General features: G+C 70.9%; 18 protein-coding genes. 5 read left to right on the forward strand and 13 right to left on the reverse strand.

The window, feature by feature from the left end:
* Positions 1-168: 168 nt before the first annotated feature.
* Positions 169-903, reverse strand: coding sequence for an NUDIX domain-containing protein (locus ND747_RS02210; RefSeq protein ID WP_251731304.1), 735 nt, complete (start codon positions 901-903; stop codon positions 169-171).
* A 111-nt stretch (positions 904-1,014) separates the two neighbouring features.
* On the opposite strand from ND747_RS02210, the gene ND747_RS02215 reads away from it, so the two are divergent.
* Together ND747_RS02215 and ND747_RS02220 are read left to right on the forward strand one after the other, a co-directional pair.
* The gene (locus ND747_RS02215) at positions 1,015-2,058 is read left to right on the forward strand and encodes an SPFH domain-containing protein (RefSeq protein WP_251731306.1); all 1,044 of its coding nucleotides are present in this window, start codon (positions 1,015-1,017) and stop codon (positions 2,056-2,058) included.
* Entirely contained in the window at positions 2,055-2,963 is a 909-nt protein-coding gene (locus tag ND747_RS02220) for a hypothetical protein (RefSeq protein WP_251731308.1), read from the forward strand. Before ND747_RS02215 ends, ND747_RS02220 begins: the two co-directional genes overlap by 4 nt.
* A 144-nt stretch (positions 2,964-3,107) precedes the next feature.
* Here ND747_RS02220 and ND747_RS02225 read toward each other — a convergent pair whose 3' ends face one another.
* The 3 genes from ND747_RS02225 to ND747_RS02235 form a co-directional block, all read right to left on the reverse strand.
* Positions 3,108-3,266, reverse strand: a complete 159-nt coding sequence (locus ND747_RS02225) for a hypothetical protein (RefSeq protein ID WP_251731310.1) — start codon at positions 3,264-3,266, stop codon at positions 3,108-3,110.
* 1,000 nt (positions 3,267-4,266) lie between these two features.
* Positions 4,267-4,509 carry a DUF397 domain-containing protein gene (locus tag ND747_RS02230; protein WP_251731312.1) on the reverse strand — a complete coding sequence of 81 codons (243 nt, stop codon included), beginning with the start codon at positions 4,507-4,509 and terminating at the stop codon, positions 4,267-4,269.
* Positions 4,506-5,366, reverse strand: a complete 861-nt coding sequence (locus ND747_RS02235) for a helix-turn-helix transcriptional regulator (protein WP_251731314.1) — start codon at positions 5,364-5,366, stop codon at positions 4,506-4,508. The genes ND747_RS02230 and ND747_RS02235 overlap by 4 nt, the downstream gene beginning before the upstream one ends.
* Before the next feature lie 908 nt (positions 5,367-6,274).
* Between ND747_RS02235 and ND747_RS02240 the strand changes: the two genes are divergently transcribed.
* A complete protein-coding gene (locus ND747_RS02240; RefSeq protein WP_251731316.1) occupies positions 6,275-7,117 on the forward strand; it encodes a putative protein N(5)-glutamine methyltransferase in 843 nt (280 codons plus the stop codon).
* Between the two features lie 79 nt (positions 7,118-7,196).
* Here the strand turns inward: ND747_RS02240 and ND747_RS02245 are convergent, their stop codons facing one another.
* From ND747_RS02245 to ND747_RS02260, 4 genes are all read right to left on the reverse strand, one after another.
* Positions 7,197-8,420, reverse strand: coding sequence for an FAD-dependent monooxygenase (locus ND747_RS02245; RefSeq protein ID WP_251731318.1), 1,224 nt, complete (start codon positions 8,418-8,420; stop codon positions 7,197-7,199).
* A 248-nt stretch (positions 8,421-8,668) separates the two neighbouring features.
* Positions 8,669-9,676, reverse strand: coding sequence for a prolyl aminopeptidase (pip, locus tag ND747_RS02250; RefSeq protein ID WP_251731320.1), 1,008 nt, complete (start codon positions 9,674-9,676; stop codon positions 8,669-8,671).
* Between the two features lie 24 nt (positions 9,677-9,700).
* Positions 9,701-10,507, reverse strand: a complete 807-nt coding sequence (locus tag ND747_RS02255) for an SDR family NAD(P)-dependent oxidoreductase (protein WP_251731322.1) — start codon at positions 10,505-10,507, stop codon at positions 9,701-9,703.
* A 75-nt stretch (positions 10,508-10,582) separates the two neighbouring features.
* Positions 10,583-11,200 carry a TetR/AcrR family transcriptional regulator gene (locus ND747_RS02260; protein ID WP_251731324.1) on the reverse strand — a complete coding sequence of 206 codons (618 nt, stop codon included), beginning with the start codon at positions 11,198-11,200 and terminating at the stop codon, positions 10,583-10,585.
* Between the two features lie 197 nt (positions 11,201-11,397).
* Between ND747_RS02260 and ND747_RS02265 the strand changes: the two genes are divergently transcribed.
* A complete protein-coding gene (locus tag ND747_RS02265; protein ID WP_285899855.1) occupies positions 11,398-12,360 on the forward strand; it encodes an NADP-dependent oxidoreductase in 963 nt (320 codons plus the stop codon).
* A 14-nt stretch (positions 12,361-12,374) separates the two neighbouring features.
* On the opposite strand, the gene ND747_RS02270 is transcribed toward ND747_RS02265, so the two are convergent.
* From ND747_RS02270 to ND747_RS02285, 4 genes are all read right to left on the reverse strand, one after another.
* On the reverse strand, positions 12,375-12,878 hold the full coding sequence (locus ND747_RS02270) for a nuclear transport factor 2 family protein (RefSeq protein WP_251731329.1): 504 nt from the start codon (positions 12,876-12,878) through the stop codon (positions 12,375-12,377).
* Positions 12,879-13,071: 193 nt separating this feature from the next.
* Positions 13,072-13,497, reverse strand: a complete 426-nt coding sequence (locus ND747_RS02275) for a PPOX class F420-dependent oxidoreductase (RefSeq protein WP_251731330.1) — start codon at positions 13,495-13,497, stop codon at positions 13,072-13,074.
* Positions 13,498-13,596: 99 nt separating this feature from the next.
* Entirely contained in the window at positions 13,597-14,241 is a 645-nt protein-coding gene (locus ND747_RS02280) for a dihydrofolate reductase family protein (RefSeq protein ID WP_251731332.1), read from the reverse strand.
* Positions 14,242-14,450: 209 nt separating this feature from the next.
* Entirely contained in the window at positions 14,451-14,948 is a 498-nt protein-coding gene (locus ND747_RS02285; protein WP_251731333.1) for a hypothetical protein, read from the reverse strand.
* Positions 14,949-15,343: 395 nt separating this feature from the next.
* On the opposite strand from ND747_RS02285, the gene ND747_RS02290 reads away from it, so the two are divergent.
* Positions 15,344-16,186: a trypsin-like serine protease gene (locus ND747_RS02290; protein WP_251731335.1), complete on the forward strand. Its 843-nt coding sequence runs from the start codon at positions 15,344-15,346 to the stop codon at positions 16,184-16,186.
* A 288-nt stretch (positions 16,187-16,474) separates the two neighbouring features.
* Here ND747_RS02290 and ND747_RS02295 read toward each other — a convergent pair whose 3' ends face one another.
* Positions 16,475-16,948 carry a MarR family winged helix-turn-helix transcriptional regulator gene (locus ND747_RS02295; RefSeq protein WP_251731337.1) on the reverse strand — a complete coding sequence of 158 codons (474 nt, stop codon included), beginning with the start codon at positions 16,946-16,948 and terminating at the stop codon, positions 16,475-16,477.
* Positions 16,949-16,953 lie beyond the last annotated feature (5 nt).

A 16,953-nucleotide genomic window follows, 5' to 3' on the forward strand; every position in this document is an offset into this window, starting at 1 on the left:
ATTACGTCGGATGCGGCAAGGGTGGACAGTCGGTAACCCTCGCGCCACACTTCTCCACCGATAGTGATGTCGTATGCGCTTTGGGTGAGAGAGTTGCTGTGGCCGGCCGCCCGGGTTCACCCCCCGATCGCCCGGGCGCCCGGCCATCTCCGCCTGGAGCTGCTCTGATCAGCTCTGCTCGGGTCGTTTCTGCTCTGGGTGTTCCCGGGCGGGGCGCAGCATCGCCGGATGCAGGACGCCGGCCTCCCCGCGGCGGTAGAGCTCCGCGGGTCGGCCGCTGTCGGGGGTCGTGAAACGTCCGGTCGGGAGCAGGAAGCCCGCGGTACCGGTGACCTTGCGGTGGAAGTTGCGCGGGTCCAGCCGGCATCCCCAGACCAGCTCATAGATCCGCCGCAGGTCGGCGACGGTGAACTCCGGTTCGCAGAACGCCGTGGCGACGGCACTGTACTCGATCTTGGATCGGGCTCGTTCCAGTCCGTCGGCCAGGATCGCGGCGTGGTCGAAGGCCAGCTCCGCCGTCGAGGTGTCCCGCAGTGGCGCCCAGCGGCTGGCGGCGGCGTCCGTGCCGGCGACGGGGGCACGCGACTGTGGCGCCAGGGCGAGGAAGGCGACGGTGACCACGTGGCCGCGTGGATCGCGTCCGGGGGTGCCGTAGGTGGCGAGCTGTTCGAGGTGTGCGGGCCGGTGGCGCAGGCCGGTCTCCTCGGCGAGCTCGCGCACAGCGGCATCGGCAAGATCCTCCCCGGGGCGGACGAACCCGCCGGGTAGCGCCCACCGGCCGCGATACGGGTCGATGCCGCGCCGCACCAGCAGGACGGCCAACTGGTCATCGCGGACCGTCAGCAGAACGAGGTCGACGCTGAGCGGGACCGGGACGACGCCGTCCGGCAGCGAAGGTGACATGGGCTGCACCATATATCGTCACCTTGACGAGAAAAGCCGTCCCGGATTATCGTCACTTCGACGATAAAAGAGTGACGGTCGGTGCGGAACGCCGATCACCGGGAGGCAGTCATGGCGGACATCAGCCGCGTACCGTTCCTGTGCCACCTGCGCGGGCGGCCGACGTCGTACATCCGGCACCTGCGTGGTGCCGAGGTCGCCCACGAGGGGGTCGGGCAGGTCTTCTGGTACCGCCCACGGACGGCGGTGATCAGCGAGGTACCGGTGGACGACCGCGAGCTCGCCGTGCTGTTCCACGCCCGCACGTCCGACTTCCAGGACGTGGCGGTGCAGGCCACCGTCACCTACCGGATCGCGGACCCGGCGCTGGCCGCCGCCCGGCTCGACTTCGGCATCGACCCGGAGCTCGGCACCTGGCGGGAGAAGCCGCTCGACCAGCTGGCCGGCATGATCACCGAGACGGCCCAGCAGTACGCCTCGGACCTGCTCGCCCGCGCGTCGCTGACGACCGCGCTCGCCGAAGGTGTCCCGGAGATCCGGGTCCGGGTGACCGAGGGGCTGCGTTCGGACGCCCGACTGGTCCAGACCGGCATCGCCGTCGCCGGGGTGCGGGTGGTCGCGGTGCGGCCGGCACCGGACGTCGAGAAGGCACTGTGCACGCCGACGCGGGAGCAGATCCAGTCCGAGGCCGACCGGGCCACCTACGGCCGCCGGGCACTCGCGGTCGAGCAGGAGCGGCGGATCGCCGAGAACGAGCTGCAGAGCAAGATCGAACTTGCGGTGCGGGCGGAGCGGCTGGTCACCCAGGAGGGTGCCAACGAACAGCGCCGGATGACCGAGCAGGCCGCCGCCGCACGGATCACCGCCGAGGCCGAGGCGCAGCGAGCCCAGACCACCGCCCACGCGCAGGCCGAGCGGGTCCGGGTGGAGGCCTCGGCCCGGGCCGAGGCGGTGCGCCTGGTCGGGCAGGCCGAGGCGGACGCGGAGGCGGCCCGGGTCGCCGCCGTCACCGGGCTGGACACCTCGGCGATGGTGGCCCTGGCCGTGCGTGACCTCGCCGACCACCTACCGTCGATCGGCGCGCTGACCATCACCCCGGACCTGGTGACGGAGCTGCTCGCCCGGTTCGTCCAGGGCGGGCAGGCGCAGTCGTGAGCCTCGCGCCCCGGGCGGTCGTCGTGCACCGGCGCACCGAGTACGCCGAGCTGCTCGCCCGGCACGGCACCCGCGGCCAGGCGGAGTTCTTCCTGCGCACCCGCGGGCGCGAGCTCGCGCCGGTGCAGGCCGCCGACGCGCGCACGCAGGCCGCTCGCCAGACGGTGGCCGCGGCGATCCCGGCGCACTGGCGCCGCGGCGAGGTGGAACGGGCCGATCTCGACCGGTTCCTGTTCGCCCCGGACGACGTGGTGATCTGCGTCGGCCAGGACGGGCTGGTCGCCAACGTGGCGAAGTACCTCGACGGGCAGCCCGTGCTCGGTGTCAACGCCGATGCCGGGCGCAACCCCGGGGTGCTGGTCCGGCACGTCCCCGGCGAGACGGCCGCCCAGCTACACGGGTGGGACGGCTCCGAGGGCGGCCGGCGCACCGCGCAGTCGCGGGAACTCACGATGGTGGAGGCCTGTTCCGACGACGGGCAGCGGCTCGTCGCCCTCAACGAGGTGTACATCGGCCACGCCGGGCATCAGACCGCCCGGTACGTCCTGCGCGCGCCGGGCGGGATGGTGGCGGAGCGGCAGGCCTCGTCCGGTCTGCTGGTGGGCACGGGGACGGGGGCGACGGGCTGGTGCCGGTCGGTCTGGGCACAGCGCGGCAGCGAGATCGAGCTGCCGGCGTCCACCGCCGGCACGCTGGCCTGGTTCGTCCGCGAGGCGTGGCCCTCACCCGTGACGGGCACCGCCTGCACGCAGGGCCTCCTCGTCGGGGCGTCCCGGCTGGAGGTGCTGGTCGAGTCAGACCGGCTGGTCGTGTTCGGCGACGGCATCGAATCGGACGCGATCGAGCTGTCGTGGGGGCAGCGGCTCACCGTCGGCGTGGCCGAGCGCCGCCTCCATCTGCTGTGACAGCCCCCTGGCCAGGGGGTCAGCCGCGGCGGCGCACCCGGCGGGTGGGTCGGGTGCCGACCTGACGACCGGGGCGACGAACCGCGCCGGCCGCGGACGGACCGGCGGGTGGCCGGCGCCGTCCGCGGGGCATCGAATGACTGGTCACCGCACGAAACGTTCGATGGCCCGGCGAACCCGGAGGTTCGCCTGTGCGTAACTGATTTTTCCGTCCACGTAGGCCGACAGCGCCGTGCGTCGGACCCGTTCCACTCGCTGGTCGTCGTTCGGGGTGTTGAGCAGGTTGGTCGTGGCGATGGCCACGGCGATCACCTCCCGGTAGCAAGGGAACTCCGACGGTGCTGTTCGTGCGAGGTCGACGATGACCGCGGCCGGTGGTGACGTCCGCCCGGTGACCGGACGCGGATGCGTGGGGACCGGAACAGACGGCAAAGGCCGCGATGGTGCGGGAGCGCGATGGTGCGGGAGATGGCGAGGCCGCTCCCAGGCTCCCGCGCCCAGCTCCCAGCTCCCAGCTCAACGGGGACGGGTGCGGCGGGCGGCGGGGCCCGGTGACGACCGGACCGGCTGCGGCGATCGCGTGGATCGCGGCGCGGCGCGGCGGCGGCTGACGCGGCTAGGAAGGCGCCGGCAGGATGGCGCCGGCCATCAGGCCAGCCCGATGCTCGCCGGCCGGCATCCGGCGCCAGGCGGGCACATCACGTTGGCCGGGGCGACCGGACGAGGACGGCTGGACACGGAGACGACAGCGACCGCCGGCCCGCGCCGACGCGGCCACGTGGGCCGGGGCGACGGACATCGGCGTATGGGTAGCCGCACCGTCAGATCTGGTCACGACGACTGCCCTCCTCCGCGTATGGGCGGGCATCTCGGCCCGCGTAAGCCCGTCCAGAAGACGAGGACGGCAGGAGCCGTGCCGGCGCCCCGTCATGCTCGGACCGACCGGTTCGCCGCCGCATCCCGCACGATGCGTGGCGTGAGCGTCGTACCCGAGCATGCCGCGACCACAACGGCACGACTACAACGACACAAGCGCATACCCGAACGCGTGCCTGAACACCCGAACGAGCATCTGTCGAACATCTACACGAGTACTGAACTACGGGCTGTACTGAACTACAGGCGGTACTGGACTACGGGCGGTGCTGGACCACGAGTGATGGACAACGAAGCTCTACTGAACATCTACAAGAGTGCGCGACGAGGCGCCGTTGCGCAAGAGCCAACCGGCACGTAACGCGACCGAGAGGGGCAGGGTGGGGCCGGGCCGGATCGGGCGGACATCAGTGAACCGGTGCGGGGGTCACCCCGCGTGCACCCGCGAGCGATCGAACTCCCCGTCGCGGGCTCCGGCGAGGAAGGCGTCCCACTCGGGTGCGGTGAAGGCGAGCACCGGGCCGGTCGGGTTCTTCGAGTCGCGGACCGCGACCCCCTCGCCGAGCGGCGCGACCTCCACACACATGCCGCCCGCGCCGTTGCTGTAGCTGCTCCGGCGCCAGGCCAGCTCCGTGGCGTCCTGCGGATCGGGCTTCGCAAATATGGTCATTTAAGTTCCTTCGCCACCGACAGTATCATCTGGACGGATTCTTCGGGTCGCAGCGCGGCGGCCAGAAGATGATCCATCTTCAATTTATATCGGCGGACTTCCGCCACGCGCTCTATATACAGGCTGCCGGCCGCCTCTTCTATATAGACCACTTCGTGGTCTTCTGAGTCCGGGAAGCCGAGTATCGAGAAAGCGCTGCCCAGACCGGCGTGTGCGCCCACGTCGAAGGGAATCACCTGGATGGTCACGTTGGGCAGTTCGGACCGTTTGGCGATGAACTCGAGCTGTTCGCGCATCACGGCGCGACCGCCGATCTCGCGGCGCAGCACGGCCTCGTCGAGGATGACCCACAGTCGCGGGTGGTTCGGCGCGGTCAGTCGGCGCTGCCGGTCCATCCGGAGCGCGATCTTACGGTCGATCTCCTCCGGTGCGACCTCCGGGTCGTCGGCGCGGATGACCTGGCGGGCGTAGTCGCTGGTCTGCAACAGACCGTGCACGAGCTGGGATTCGTACACCTGGATGGATGCCGCGTCGCCCTCCAGGCCGATGTAGATCTCGAACCAGGTGGGGACGACGTCGTGGTACGAGTGCCACCAGCCGTGCCGGCGCGACTCGCGGGCCAGCGCCATGAGCGCATCGCGCTGCTCACCCCTGGCGACGCCATAAAGGTCGAGCAGGTCAGAGACATCGCGGGTACGTACCGGCACCCGGCCGTTTTCCATCCGGCTGACCTTGGAGATCGAGCAGCGCAGCAGCTGGCACACCTCGTCCACGGAGACCCCGGCGGTCTCCCGGAGCCGCCGTAGCTCGGCTCCCAGCCGCCGTCGTCGCACGGTCGGCCCACCACTGGTGGCCATCGCTCGTCCTTTGGTCGGTTCGGAGTGATGGATGCATCCTGCCACCGGATCGCCACTCCTTATCCACAGTGGGCGGCTCTGAGTAGCGAAACTCTTACAGAAGCTGTTGCAGATGCGGTGTGCGGGGGTGCTCGGCGACACTGCTAGCTACCTTGAGTGGCGAATAGGTGTCTCTATGTGAGAGCGTGACGGGGGTCCTCGTGTACGGGGAGTAGCCAGCCGGCTCGCATCCACGTCCCGTGGGGGCCCAGGCACCGGTTCCGAGCGGCTGGACGCCGAGCCCCGTCCGGCGTCGGCCGCGGTGTCGCCACTCGCCGCCACCGGTACCCACGAACCAGCGCCGCCCGGCGACATGAATCGCCCGGACGATACTCGAGAGGCGCGAACCATGCAAACTCGCCGCTTTCAGGTCTATGACGGAGACGGTGAACTCGTCGCCACATTCCCGGAATGGGAAAAGGCGCACTCCTGGGCGCATCGACGCGCTACGGAACCCGCGGTCCACCCACCCGTGCAGATAGAGGACCGGGTGGACCGGCGTACCTGGACGGTCGATGGTGACCGCTGCCGTCTGACGGTATGGCGACGTCGGGTGGAATACGGCTACTGCGAGGGCGGGGAAACGTACGGGCCGGCGCTGGCGGAGCTGGCGGCGCCGGTCCCACGCCGGGCCGTGTCGCCGGCCCGACCGGCAGACGGCGAGAAAGGTGCGTTGGCCGGGGGCCGACCGCCACAGCGTCGGAGGTGACAGCTGCTGGTAGCCTGACGACCGCACAGCTGATCGTCCGGAGGGGGTGAGACCCGATGTTCGCGGTATCTCAGTGGGTGTCCCGCTCCGGTGTCCGTCCGGGATTCGACCCGGCTCGGTGATCGGGTAGGCACCCTTTCGGCGTCCCGAAAGGCTTCCCGTGTCGTCCTGTCTGCCTGCTCGTCCGACTCCCGACTCCCGGCTGCCTGATGCCGTCCGCCGGCTGCGCGCCGCCGGCTGCGTCTTCGCCGAGGACGAGGCCCTGCTGCTAGTCCGGTCCGTTGCGGACAGCGCCGACCCCGACGCGAACGACCCCGACGCGAACGAGCTTGATGCTCTGGTGGCGCGCCGGGTGGCCGGTGAGCCCCTGGAGCACATCCTCGGCTGGGCCGAGTTTCATGGCCTGCGCGTCCTGGTGGACCCGGGGGTGTTCGTCCCGCGCCGCCGCACCGGATTCCTCGTCGATCTGGCCCTGCATCACCTGCGCCAGGCGGAGCCGGGGCAGGCGATCATGGTGGATCTGTGCTGTGGGTCCGGCGCGGTGGGGGCGGCGATCCTCGCGCAGCTGCCGGCCGCCCAGGTACACGCCGCCGATCTCCAGCCCGAGGCGGTGCGGTGCGCGCGACGCAACCTGGCCGGGCCGGGTGGCCGGGTGCACGCCGGAGATCTGTACAGCGCGCTGCCCACCGAGCTGCGTGGACGGGTGGACGTCCTGATCGCGAACGCACCGTACGTGCCGAGCGACGCCATCGGACTGATGCCGCCGGAGGCGCGCGACCACGAGCCCCGCCTTGCCCTCGACGGCGGGACGGACGGGCTCGACGTTCTGCGCAGAGTGATCGCCGATGCGCCGGCCTGGCTGGCACCCGGGGCCATCCTGGTGGTCGAGGCCGGTGCCGGCCAGACCTCGGCACTGGTCGAGGCCGCCGCGCGGGTGGGACTCACCGCCCGGGTCGCCCGATCCGAGGCGCTTGACGCCATCGCGATCGTCGCGAGCCGGTAGCCGGTAGCCGGTAGCCGGTAGCCGGTAGCCGGTAGCCGGCGAGCTGGCAGGGCCGTGGCGGGGGCGAGTCGTCCGGCGATCAGGTGGGGGTGGTGGCGCCGGCGGAACGGGTGGCGCGGGGCGGCATCGGCAGGGACGGTGTGAGCGGACTGGAGGTGAGCCGGCTGCCCAGCCAGCCGGCGGCGACGGCGGCCGGCCACAGGCGGCTGGCCGCGTTACGCGCCCGGATACCCGCCCAGGTCGCCGGAACCAGCAGGTGGGAGGCCTGCTCCACGCCCCGCTGGCGGGGATCGGACAGTCGACGGTGGCGCGCCTCGTACCGGCGCAGCGCGGCCCGGTGATCGTCGGGCGTGGCGGCCAGCTCCTCGGCCAGCGCGAACGCCCCCGCCATGGCCAGCGACGGTGCGTCCCCGAACAGCGACACGCAGGACGCGGCGTCGCCGACGAGCGTGATCCGGCCGCTGGACCAGGTCGGCATGTGCACCCGGCTGACCGCGTCGAAGTAGAGGTCCTCGGTGGCCTGCGCCCGGGCGAGCAGTTCCGGGGTACGCCAGCTGCCGCGGCCGAATGCGGCGGTGAGCAGCAGCCGATGCTGGTCGATGTCCCGGTGGTTGAAGTCCGGGATCTCCCCGTGCCGGAACGCGAAGAAGGCGATCGGCCCGTCGGCCGACGGCTGCAGCGCGACGACCCGTCCGGGCGTGTTGTGCATCACGACCTCGCGCCCGTAGTCGGCCGGGCCGTCAAAGGGCACGGTCGCGGCGTACAGCCCGAGATGGCGGACAAAGGTGGACTCCGGACCGAACGCCAGGCGGCGTACCGTCGAATGCAACCCGTCGGCCCCGACGACGAGGTCGAACCGGCGGGTCCTCCCATGGTCGAACGTGACGTCCACTCCGTGCTCGTCCTGCGCGAGGGCGGCGATGGACTCACCGAAGACGAACTCGGCGTGCGGGGCGCTGGCGTTCTGCAGAATCGTGGCGAGTGTGCCGCGCGGCACCTCGATGTCGTGCCCACCGGTCGAGCGGGCGAGCGCACGCAGGTTGACCCGTCCGGTACCCCGCCCGTACCCGTCGACGAACCGCATCCCCGCCACACCGGTGCCGGCCGCCCGCAGCAGGCCGAGCGCCCCCATCCGCCGAGCCACCTGCAGGGCCTGGCCGCGAACGTCCACCGGGCTCCCGCTGGCGCGCTGCCACAACCCCCGTTCGACGACCGTGGGACGGAACCCGTGCCACGCCAACCAGTAGGCAAGCGTCGTCCCGGCGATGCCGGCGCCGGAGACCAGCACCGTCCGGTTGCCCATGGATCCTCCGCGGGTAGGTGGGGGAGCAGGTGTGCACTGGGACGGGAAAGTCAGCGTACGACCCGATCGGGAAATTGATCTAGACCTGATTGCATGGTGTGACGAACATCGGCCACCCCCGCGTTCGGGCGTGGCGCGTTGTATTCCGGCACATCCCATGCGACCCCGTGCCATCGCTCGCACCTGGCTCAACGCGGACGGCCACGGCAAAGTGCCCACCGCCGCTGCGTTCGTGCGGCGGTGGGCCGCTATCCGCCCGGCGACGGCGATACGGCGAAGCGGTCGAGTGCGCTGCGCAGGTGGTTGCCGAGCGTGGCGCTGCCGGTATGGCCGGAGTCGGTCACGCCGATGAGCTCGGCACCCGGCCAGGCGCGGGCGAGTTCCCAGGCGATCCGGTAGGGGCTGCCCAGGTCGTGCCGTCCATGGATCAGCACGCCGGGGATGCCGGCGAGGCGACCCGCGTTCCGGAGCAGGATGCCCTCCTCCAGCCACGCACCGTGGCCGAAGTAGTGGGTGCAGATCCGGGCCAGGGCGAGCCGAGCCCGGGGCGGTCGGCTGCTGTAGGCGCCGGGCCGGCCGTTCGACTCCAGGGAGATGACCGCGTCCTCCCAGGTGCACCAGGCGTCAGCGGCCGCCGCTCGGACGGCCGGATCCGGATCGCCCAGTCGACGCGCGTAGCCGGCGACGAGACCACCGGCCGGGCTCTCGTCCAGGCCATCGGTGCCGGAGCCACCGTTGGACCCGCTGATGGCGAGGCGGAACTGTTCCCATTCGGCCGGGAAGAAACGGGCTACGCCGCGGTAGAGCCAGTGGATGTCGGCCCGGCGGGTGAGCGTCACGCCGACCAGGACGATGCCGGTGACTCTGGTCGGATGGCGCTGTGCATAGGCGAGCGCGAGGGTCGAGCCCCAGGACGAGCCGTAGAGCAGCCAGGATTCGATGCCGAGCTGCCGGCGCAGCCGCTCCATGTCCTCGACCAGGTGGTGGGTGGTGTTGTGGGTGAGCTCGGTGTCGTGGTCGCCGGCGTGCGGAATGCTGCGGCCGCAACCGCGCTGGTCGAACAGAACGATCCGGTAGCGGTCGGGATCGAACCAGCGGCGGGCGCCCGGACTGCAGCCGGAACCAGGCCCGCCGTGGACGACGAGCGCCGGCTGGCCGGCGGGGTTCCCGCAGGTCTCCCAGTAGAGGTGCTGGCCGTCGCCGACGTCGAGCAGCCCACTGTCGTAGGGCTCGATCGGCGGATACTGCGGAGTCACCCTCACATTCTGGCCGGCGTCTCCCTACAGGTTCTGTCCGCCGGACAATTCGATGCGGGTGCCGTTCGCCCAGCTGAAACCGTCGGCGAGGATCAGGGGGACGGCAGCGCCGATGTCGTCGGCCTCGCCGGCCCGGCCCAGCGCGATCGCGGCGGCGACGGCCCGGTTGGCCTGCTCGTCGTCACGCACGGCGCCGCCGCCGAAGTCCGTGGCGATGGCGCCGGGGACCAGCACGTTCACCCGGATGCCTCGTTCGCCCAGCTCCTTGGCCTGGTAGCGGGTGAGGACCTCGATGGCTCCCTTCGCCGAGGCGTAGGCGGCGAAACCCGGACCGGTGAAGCGGGCCAGACCGGAGGAGACGTTCAGGATGCGTCCGCCGTCGGCGAGCAGCGGCAGCAGCAGCTGGGTGAGGAAGAACGGGGCCTTGACGTGGACGTGGAACAGCTCGTCGAACTGCTCCGCGGTGGTCTCCGTGTACGGCGCGTGCACGCCGATGCCCGCGTTGTTGACCAGGTAGGCCAGCCGGTCGACGCCGAACCCGTCGAGGGTGGCGCGGATCTGGGTGGTGAAGTCGTCAAAGCTTTCACTGTCGGCGACATCGAGGCGCAGCGCGGCTGCCGCGACACCGAGCGCGGTCAGTTCGGCAACCAGTTTGCCGGCTTCCTCGGAGTTGCTGTGATAGGTGCCGATCACGCCGATGCCCGCCTGGGCGAGATGTGTGGCCATGCTGCGGCCGAGCCCACGGCTCGCACCCGTGACCAGCGCGATCCGGGCCCCGTCGACTGCGGGCGTGGTGGGCGGGAGCAGGTCGGACGGATACGTGTCGGACATGAGTCCTCCGAGCGGGTGGCGCCTGCCTCCTGGACAGCCCCATTCTTCCCACTGAAGCCCGAGGGGTCACGAACACTACCCGAACAATTCTCCGGGCGCGCGGCGCAGACCGTCGAACATGACGTCGAGCAGATGCTCGCGCCGCTGCGCGAGCGGGCCTCGTTCGGTCAGGGCGGCCACGGCGGTGGTGAGCACGAACACGTCGGTTCCGGTGACGTCGGGGCGGATCTCGCCATCGGCCTGGGCCCGCTCCAGCAGTCGTGCTCCGGCCGACTGCAGGGCCGCGCAGGAGGCCGCCAGCGCCGAGTCGGAATCGTGCATGATCCCTGCCAGGGATGCCGGCAGCCCCTGGTAGGTACCCGCGCCGGCGGCCAGTTCCCGTAGCCACTCGGTGAGCGCCGCGGCGGGCGGACGGGTGGCCGCGAGGGTGTCGGCAAGCTTGACGAGCCGGTGGAAGCCCTGCCGCAGGAGTGCCTCGAGCAGCGCCTCGCGGGTCGGGAAGTGCCGGTAGAGCGTGCCGAGCCCGACCTCGGCCCGCCGGGCGACATCACGCAGAGACGCCTGCACGCCCTGCTCGGCGAGCACGACCCGGGCGGTGGCCAGGATGTGCTCGTAGTTACGGCGGGCGTCGGCGCGGCGGTCCCGAGCCACCGACGCAGATGTGGACGTGGCCGTGGGTGGCTCGGCGGTCATGGCGCGGGCATCTGACACATCGCCACGACATGGTATCGGCGATGTCCCCGGCCGATCCTCCCTTCAGTCGGAGCACTGCTCCGGCTATTATCTGGAGCAGTGCTCCGATTGCTGTTAGGCGGTGGGCGGAGCGCACGCCGTCGGCGGTCGCGCCCGCGGCGGTCGCAGACGTGGCGATCAGGAAGGACATCCCGTTTATGCAGGCGATCCGTGTTCATCGCATCGGTCCACCGAGCGAACTACGACTGGAGGAGGTGGAGCGCCCGGTGCCGGCTGCGGGCGAGGTCCTGGTCCGGGTGCACGCGGCCGGGATCAACCCGCCTGACCTGTATGCGCGCTCAGGCTTCCCGACCATTCCCGAACAGCTGCGTCCATCCGTTCCCCTGCCGTTGACCCCGGGCTCGGACGTCTCCGGGGTCGTGGTCGGTGTCGGTCCCGGCGTCACCACCTGGACGGAGGGCGATGAAGTCCTCGGCCTGCTCCGTTTCCCGTCCGGGGGCGTCGAGGGTGGGCGGGCCTACGCGCAGTACGCGACGGCCCCGGTCGGCGACCTGGCCCGTAAGCCGCCGGAGATCGACCATGTGGACGCGGCGGCGATCCCGATGGCCGGTCTCACCGCCTGGCAGTACGCCACCGAGTACGCCCCCGTCGCGTCCGGGCACACGGTGCTGGTCAACGGGGCGGCCGGCGGCGTCGGGCATTTTCTGGTGCAGCTTGCCCGCCGGGCCGGGGCGCGGGTCGTCGCCGTCGCGTCCACCCGGCACGCGGAGTTTCTGCGTGGTCTCGCGGTCGACGAGTACATCGATTACACGACGACCCGGGTCGCGCAGGCCGTGAAGGACATCGACCACGCGTTTGACACCGTCGGAGGTCCGCAGGGTCATCTGCTCACCCCGGCCATCCGGGACGGGGGCGTGCTCAGCCCGGTCTTCTTCGGCGACTACCACGAGGACGAGATCGCGCGGCGGGGCATCGTCGTGCGTGGCGGGCAGGTGCGGTCCGACGGTTCCCAGCTCGCCGAACTGGTCGGGCTGGTCGCCACGGGCGCGGTACGGGTCGCCGTCGACGAGGTGTACCCGCTGGCCGCGGCGGCGCGGGCGCACGAACGGGCCGAGCAGGGCCACATCCAGGGAAAACTGGTGCTTCGAGTGGACCACTGACCTTTGCTCGGAGGTCAGCTGCCGGGCCGGCCCGTGGTTGCCATCGCGGCGAATCCGGAGCCGGCCCGCCAGATCACGTCGTTGACCAGCTCGGTGATTTTCCAACCCTGATGGGTGCGTTGCAACCGGACGGTGACCACGCCGCCGGCCACGAAGTAGTCCTCGGCCGATCCGGCGCTCTTGCGGGCACCGTCCCACAGGTGCATGGCGATCAGGTTCGCTCGAACGGTGGCATCGTCTCCGGCCACGATCACGTCGTGCCCGGTCAGCAGATGCTGGGTGCTCTCGAAACGCGCGAAACTCTCCCGATGGCCGTTCCCGATCGCCGCCGGTCCGGTGAGCTGCGTACCGTTGGGCCGGATCACACCCGCTTCGGCGGTGAATATCCGCCCAAGGTGGGAAACGTCGAAAGCGCGTTCGTCCAGAGCCCGGAAATAGCGGTTGACCACCTGCGTGATCTCGGCCGTGTCGATCCAGTGGTCCAGACGCGCAGTGCGATCGCTGATCCTCTCCGACATATCCGTGATGCTAGCGGCGACCAGGCGTTGGAGGGCACCCACACAACCGTTATCCGCCGTTCTGCGTCTCGGCCAGAGCCAGCGGATCGAGATAGCCGCGGTAAAGGATGACCTCGCCGTCGCGAACCCGGAAGGCGGCGATCACCCACTGGCGGCAAGGACATCGTCGGCCACCCGGTGACCTGACCGAAGATCAGTCCCTGGCCGGGACCCAGGGGCCGACGCCGGTGATGCGTTCCACGGTGTACCGGATGACGAAGCCGGGGGAGCGGGGCGCCGGAAACTCGGCGTCGGGTGCGACGTAGACCTTCGCGAGCCGGTTGAGCAGATCCCAGGTCGCATCGCTGTGCTCGATGGTGGCTCGGGCGTGCAGCACCGCGTACGGGCTGAGGAAGACCCCGGGCTCTCGGGGCGCCTGCAGGGACAGCACGACGCGGGGGTCCCGCTCGATGTTGCGCAGCTTCGCGTACCAGTTGAGGTGACCGCTCACCACATCGTCGCCGTCCAGCCCGATCCAGATGACGGACACCTGCGGGCTGCCGTCGGCGTTGACGGTGCTCAGGTGGGCCAACGGCCCTGTCGCGACGAGATCGGTGAGTTCACCGGGCAGAGCAACCACGGCCGTTTCTCCCTCTGCGAGGTCCGCGCCCGCCGCAGCCGTGCGCCGGACATCCTGCCGCCCACGGTAGTCACCGGGTGGCTGACGTACGTTGGCCGGTCAGTCGCGGGTGAAGGTGAGGTGGGTGACGCCGTGGGGGCTGGTCACCGATTCCACGGCGAAACGCTGCTCGAGGGCTTCCAGGCCGTCCCACAGGCGCACGCCACGGCCGAGGACGATCGGCACGAGGACGACGTGCAGGTGGTCGATCAGGTCGGCGGCGAGGAACTCCCGCACGGTGGTCGGCCCGCCGCCGATCCGGACGTCCCGGCCGCCGGCCGCCGCATGGGCCTGGCGCAGGGCCTCGGTGGGATCGGCATCGAGGAAGTGGAACGTGGTGCCACCCTCGAGCTCGATGGACGGCCGGACGTGATGGGTCAGCACGAACACCGGGGTGTGGAAGGGCGGATTGTCGCCCCACCAGCCCTTCCAGTCGTGGTCGGCCCAGGGGCCGGTCTGCGGGCCGAACTTGCCGCGTCCCATGATCTCGGCGCCGATCTCCGGTTCCCAGGCGTGGGCGACCGCGTCGTCGACCCCGGTCTCACCGCCGGACTCGCCGTGCATCGACCGGAAGGCGCGGGTCCGGAAGAACCACTGGTGCAGCCGGTCGGCGGCATGGCCGAAGGGCTGCTCGAAACTCGGGCCGTCGCCGGTGGCGAAGCCGTCGAGAGACACGGAGAAGTTGTGCACCCGCACACGCGACATGCGACTCGGCCTTCCGTTCGTCCACGAATGTCCCGGTGGCCAGCCAGGACCGCCACGACGACCGCCACGACGACCGTCAGCGGTGGCGCCGACCCTACGCCGGCCACCCGTCCCGGTGGACGGGGCCCTGCTCCTGGCAGCGGAGCCAGGGGGCCCGTCCACCGGCGGCGTGGTTCAGCGTGAGGTCTGGTTCAGCGTGACGGTCTGGTTCAGTTCGTGGGCAGGTCGACCGAGCCGTCGATGACCTCGCCGGTGGCGCGGTCCACCGCGTGCACGCTCATGATCTGGTCGATGCCCTGGTCGGGGGCCTTGCCCATCGTGCGCAGCCCGGTGGCGGTCGCCGTGACGTCCACGTGGTCGAGGAACACGATGTCGTTGTCGGCGAACGTCACCGTCCAGATGTGACCGGCCGGTGTGGCGATCTCGAACTCCTCGCCTGCGACCAGCCCGGGGCCGTCGTCGTCGTGCTGCGACTTCAGCGTCCACGTGCTGCCGAGCGAGCCGACGCCCTCCGTGCTCACCGCCGGCCCGAGACGACGGCCGCCACCTCCGCCGCCACCCCCGCCGTCTCCCCCGCCGGGGCCGCCCGAGGCGAGCGCCGCCGGGGCCGACAACAGACTCACGCCCATCGCCACGGATGCGGCGAGCACGGTGATCGAGGCCTTCTTCGTCCGCAGCGCCCTGATTCGCCTGACTGTGGTGTGCATGGTCCAGCTCCGTTCTGCTCCGAGCCCTGGGCGGCCATGACGACCATGACGACCAACGGGCTTTCGGTAACAGATAGCGGTGGTGGTTACGGACGTCCTGATCGACGGCCGGCGGGTGGGTACCTGAGGGACTATCTACAAGAATGCGCCAGGTGGCGGGTCAGCGCGGTTGGCAGTGGCTCCGCCGCTGCTGAGCAGCCCGTTCTTCGCGGGCACTTTCCGGGCTCGCCGGTGCTGGCGGGGATCTGTTGCTGCCCTTTTCCGGACAGAAACTCGGCCGAATGTGGTCTTGTTGTGATCCCTGGAATACGGGCCGGCGTGGTACGGGCGGCGCCCGGTGAGCCTGCGATTGTCTGACCTGTGTGACGGAACAATCAGAAGTGGTGACCTGCGCGTTGACGCGGCGACGGGCCCTGCGCGGTGCGGGGCTGGCCGCAGCCGCAGCACTGCTCGTCGCGGGTACGGCGACCAGCGCGTCCGCAGTGGCGGACGGCATCACGGCGCAACCCGGTCAGTACGGCTATGCCGTCCGGTTGACGATGACGAACATTCCGAACCTGGACGGAGGCCACTACGACAGTGCCTGCAGCGCGGCACTGATCGCCCCGAGCTGGCTCATCACCGCCGGCCACTGCTTCCATGACGTCTACCGTCATCCGGTGAGCGGGCCGGTGCCCTACCCGACGACAGCGACGATCGGACGGGTCGATGCCAGCGACCCCAGCCAGGGCGGTCACGATGTCGCTGTGGTGGCCGCGGTGCAGTCACCGGGCCGCGACATCGCGCTGGCGCACCTGGCCGAGCCGGTCGACGACGTCACGCCACTTGCACTTGACCCGGCCGCGCCGCACCTCGGCGACATTCTGCGGATCGCCGGCTGGGGGGCCCTGCGCGGTAACCATCCGGTTCCGCAGACCCACCTGCAGACCGGTCAGGTCCAGATCAGCGGGATTGCCCCCACCACCGTCGCCGTCCGGGGTCGTGCGCCACGGTGGACCACCAGCGCCTGCCCGTACGACTCCGGCGCGCCCTATGTGCGTGAGTCCGCCACTGGCGAACCCGTTCTGGTCGCGGTGGAAAGCGGCGGTCCGACCTGCCCGCACCCGTTCGACGAGACGGCCTCCCGGATCGGCGTCGGCGGCGCCTGGATCCGGTCGATCATCGCGGCGCGCGACCACTCGGCCGCCTCGGCCGAGCTCGGTCAGCCTGACCAGCCTGGCCAACCGGTGCAGCCCTGACCGGGCCCACCTGACGTCCACATAACGATGAGCGGAAAGTGCCGGCCCGACCGCCGTTACTGACATGCCCTCGGGTGGGCTGGCGACCGTCACCGACACGGCGCAAGCCCCTTGCTCGGCTCAGCCCTCAAGGTAGGTGAGGACGGCGAGCACCACGGTCGGTCGGCCCACGGCGGACGGTCAGCCCTTCCCGCACCGCGACGGACGGCGCCGACTCCACCGGAGCGGGTAGGCCTGGGTCTGCCTCGTGCCGACCTGACGCGCCGGAACCGCGGATCGCGGTGATCGTCAGCGGGTCGCGTGGTGATGGTCCAGGCGTTGCAGGAGGCGGACGAGATCGAGGCGCTCCGTGGGGCTGAGCGGGGCGAGGAGCTCGTCCTGGGCCTCGTCGACCAGGCGGTCGAGCAGGTCCAGCCGGGTGGCGCCGGCCTCGGTCAGGGTGACGATGTTGCGTCGCCGATCGTCGGGGTCGGGCAGGCGCTGCACCTGTCCGGCCGCGGTCAGGGCAGCCAGGACGGCGACCATGTCGCTGCGGTGGATACCGGTGCGATCGCTGAGCGCGGCCTGGCTCGCCGGGCCGGCATCGCGCAGCGTCACCAGGACGGCGTACTGCCATCGGGTCGCCCCCGCCGCGGTGAGCCGCGCGTTCGAGATCCGGTCCGCATGCAGGGCGCCGCGGCCGAGCAGACGGCTGGCCAGGGAACGCAGCCGCGGTGGCACGGCCGCGGGGTCGGCCCGCGCGTGGCGGTCACGCTCCGGCATGCATC

Source organism: Frankia sp. R82, assembly GCF_023716925.1.
Classification (GTDB): Bacteria; Actinomycetota; Actinomycetes; order Frankiales; family Frankiaceae; genus Frankia.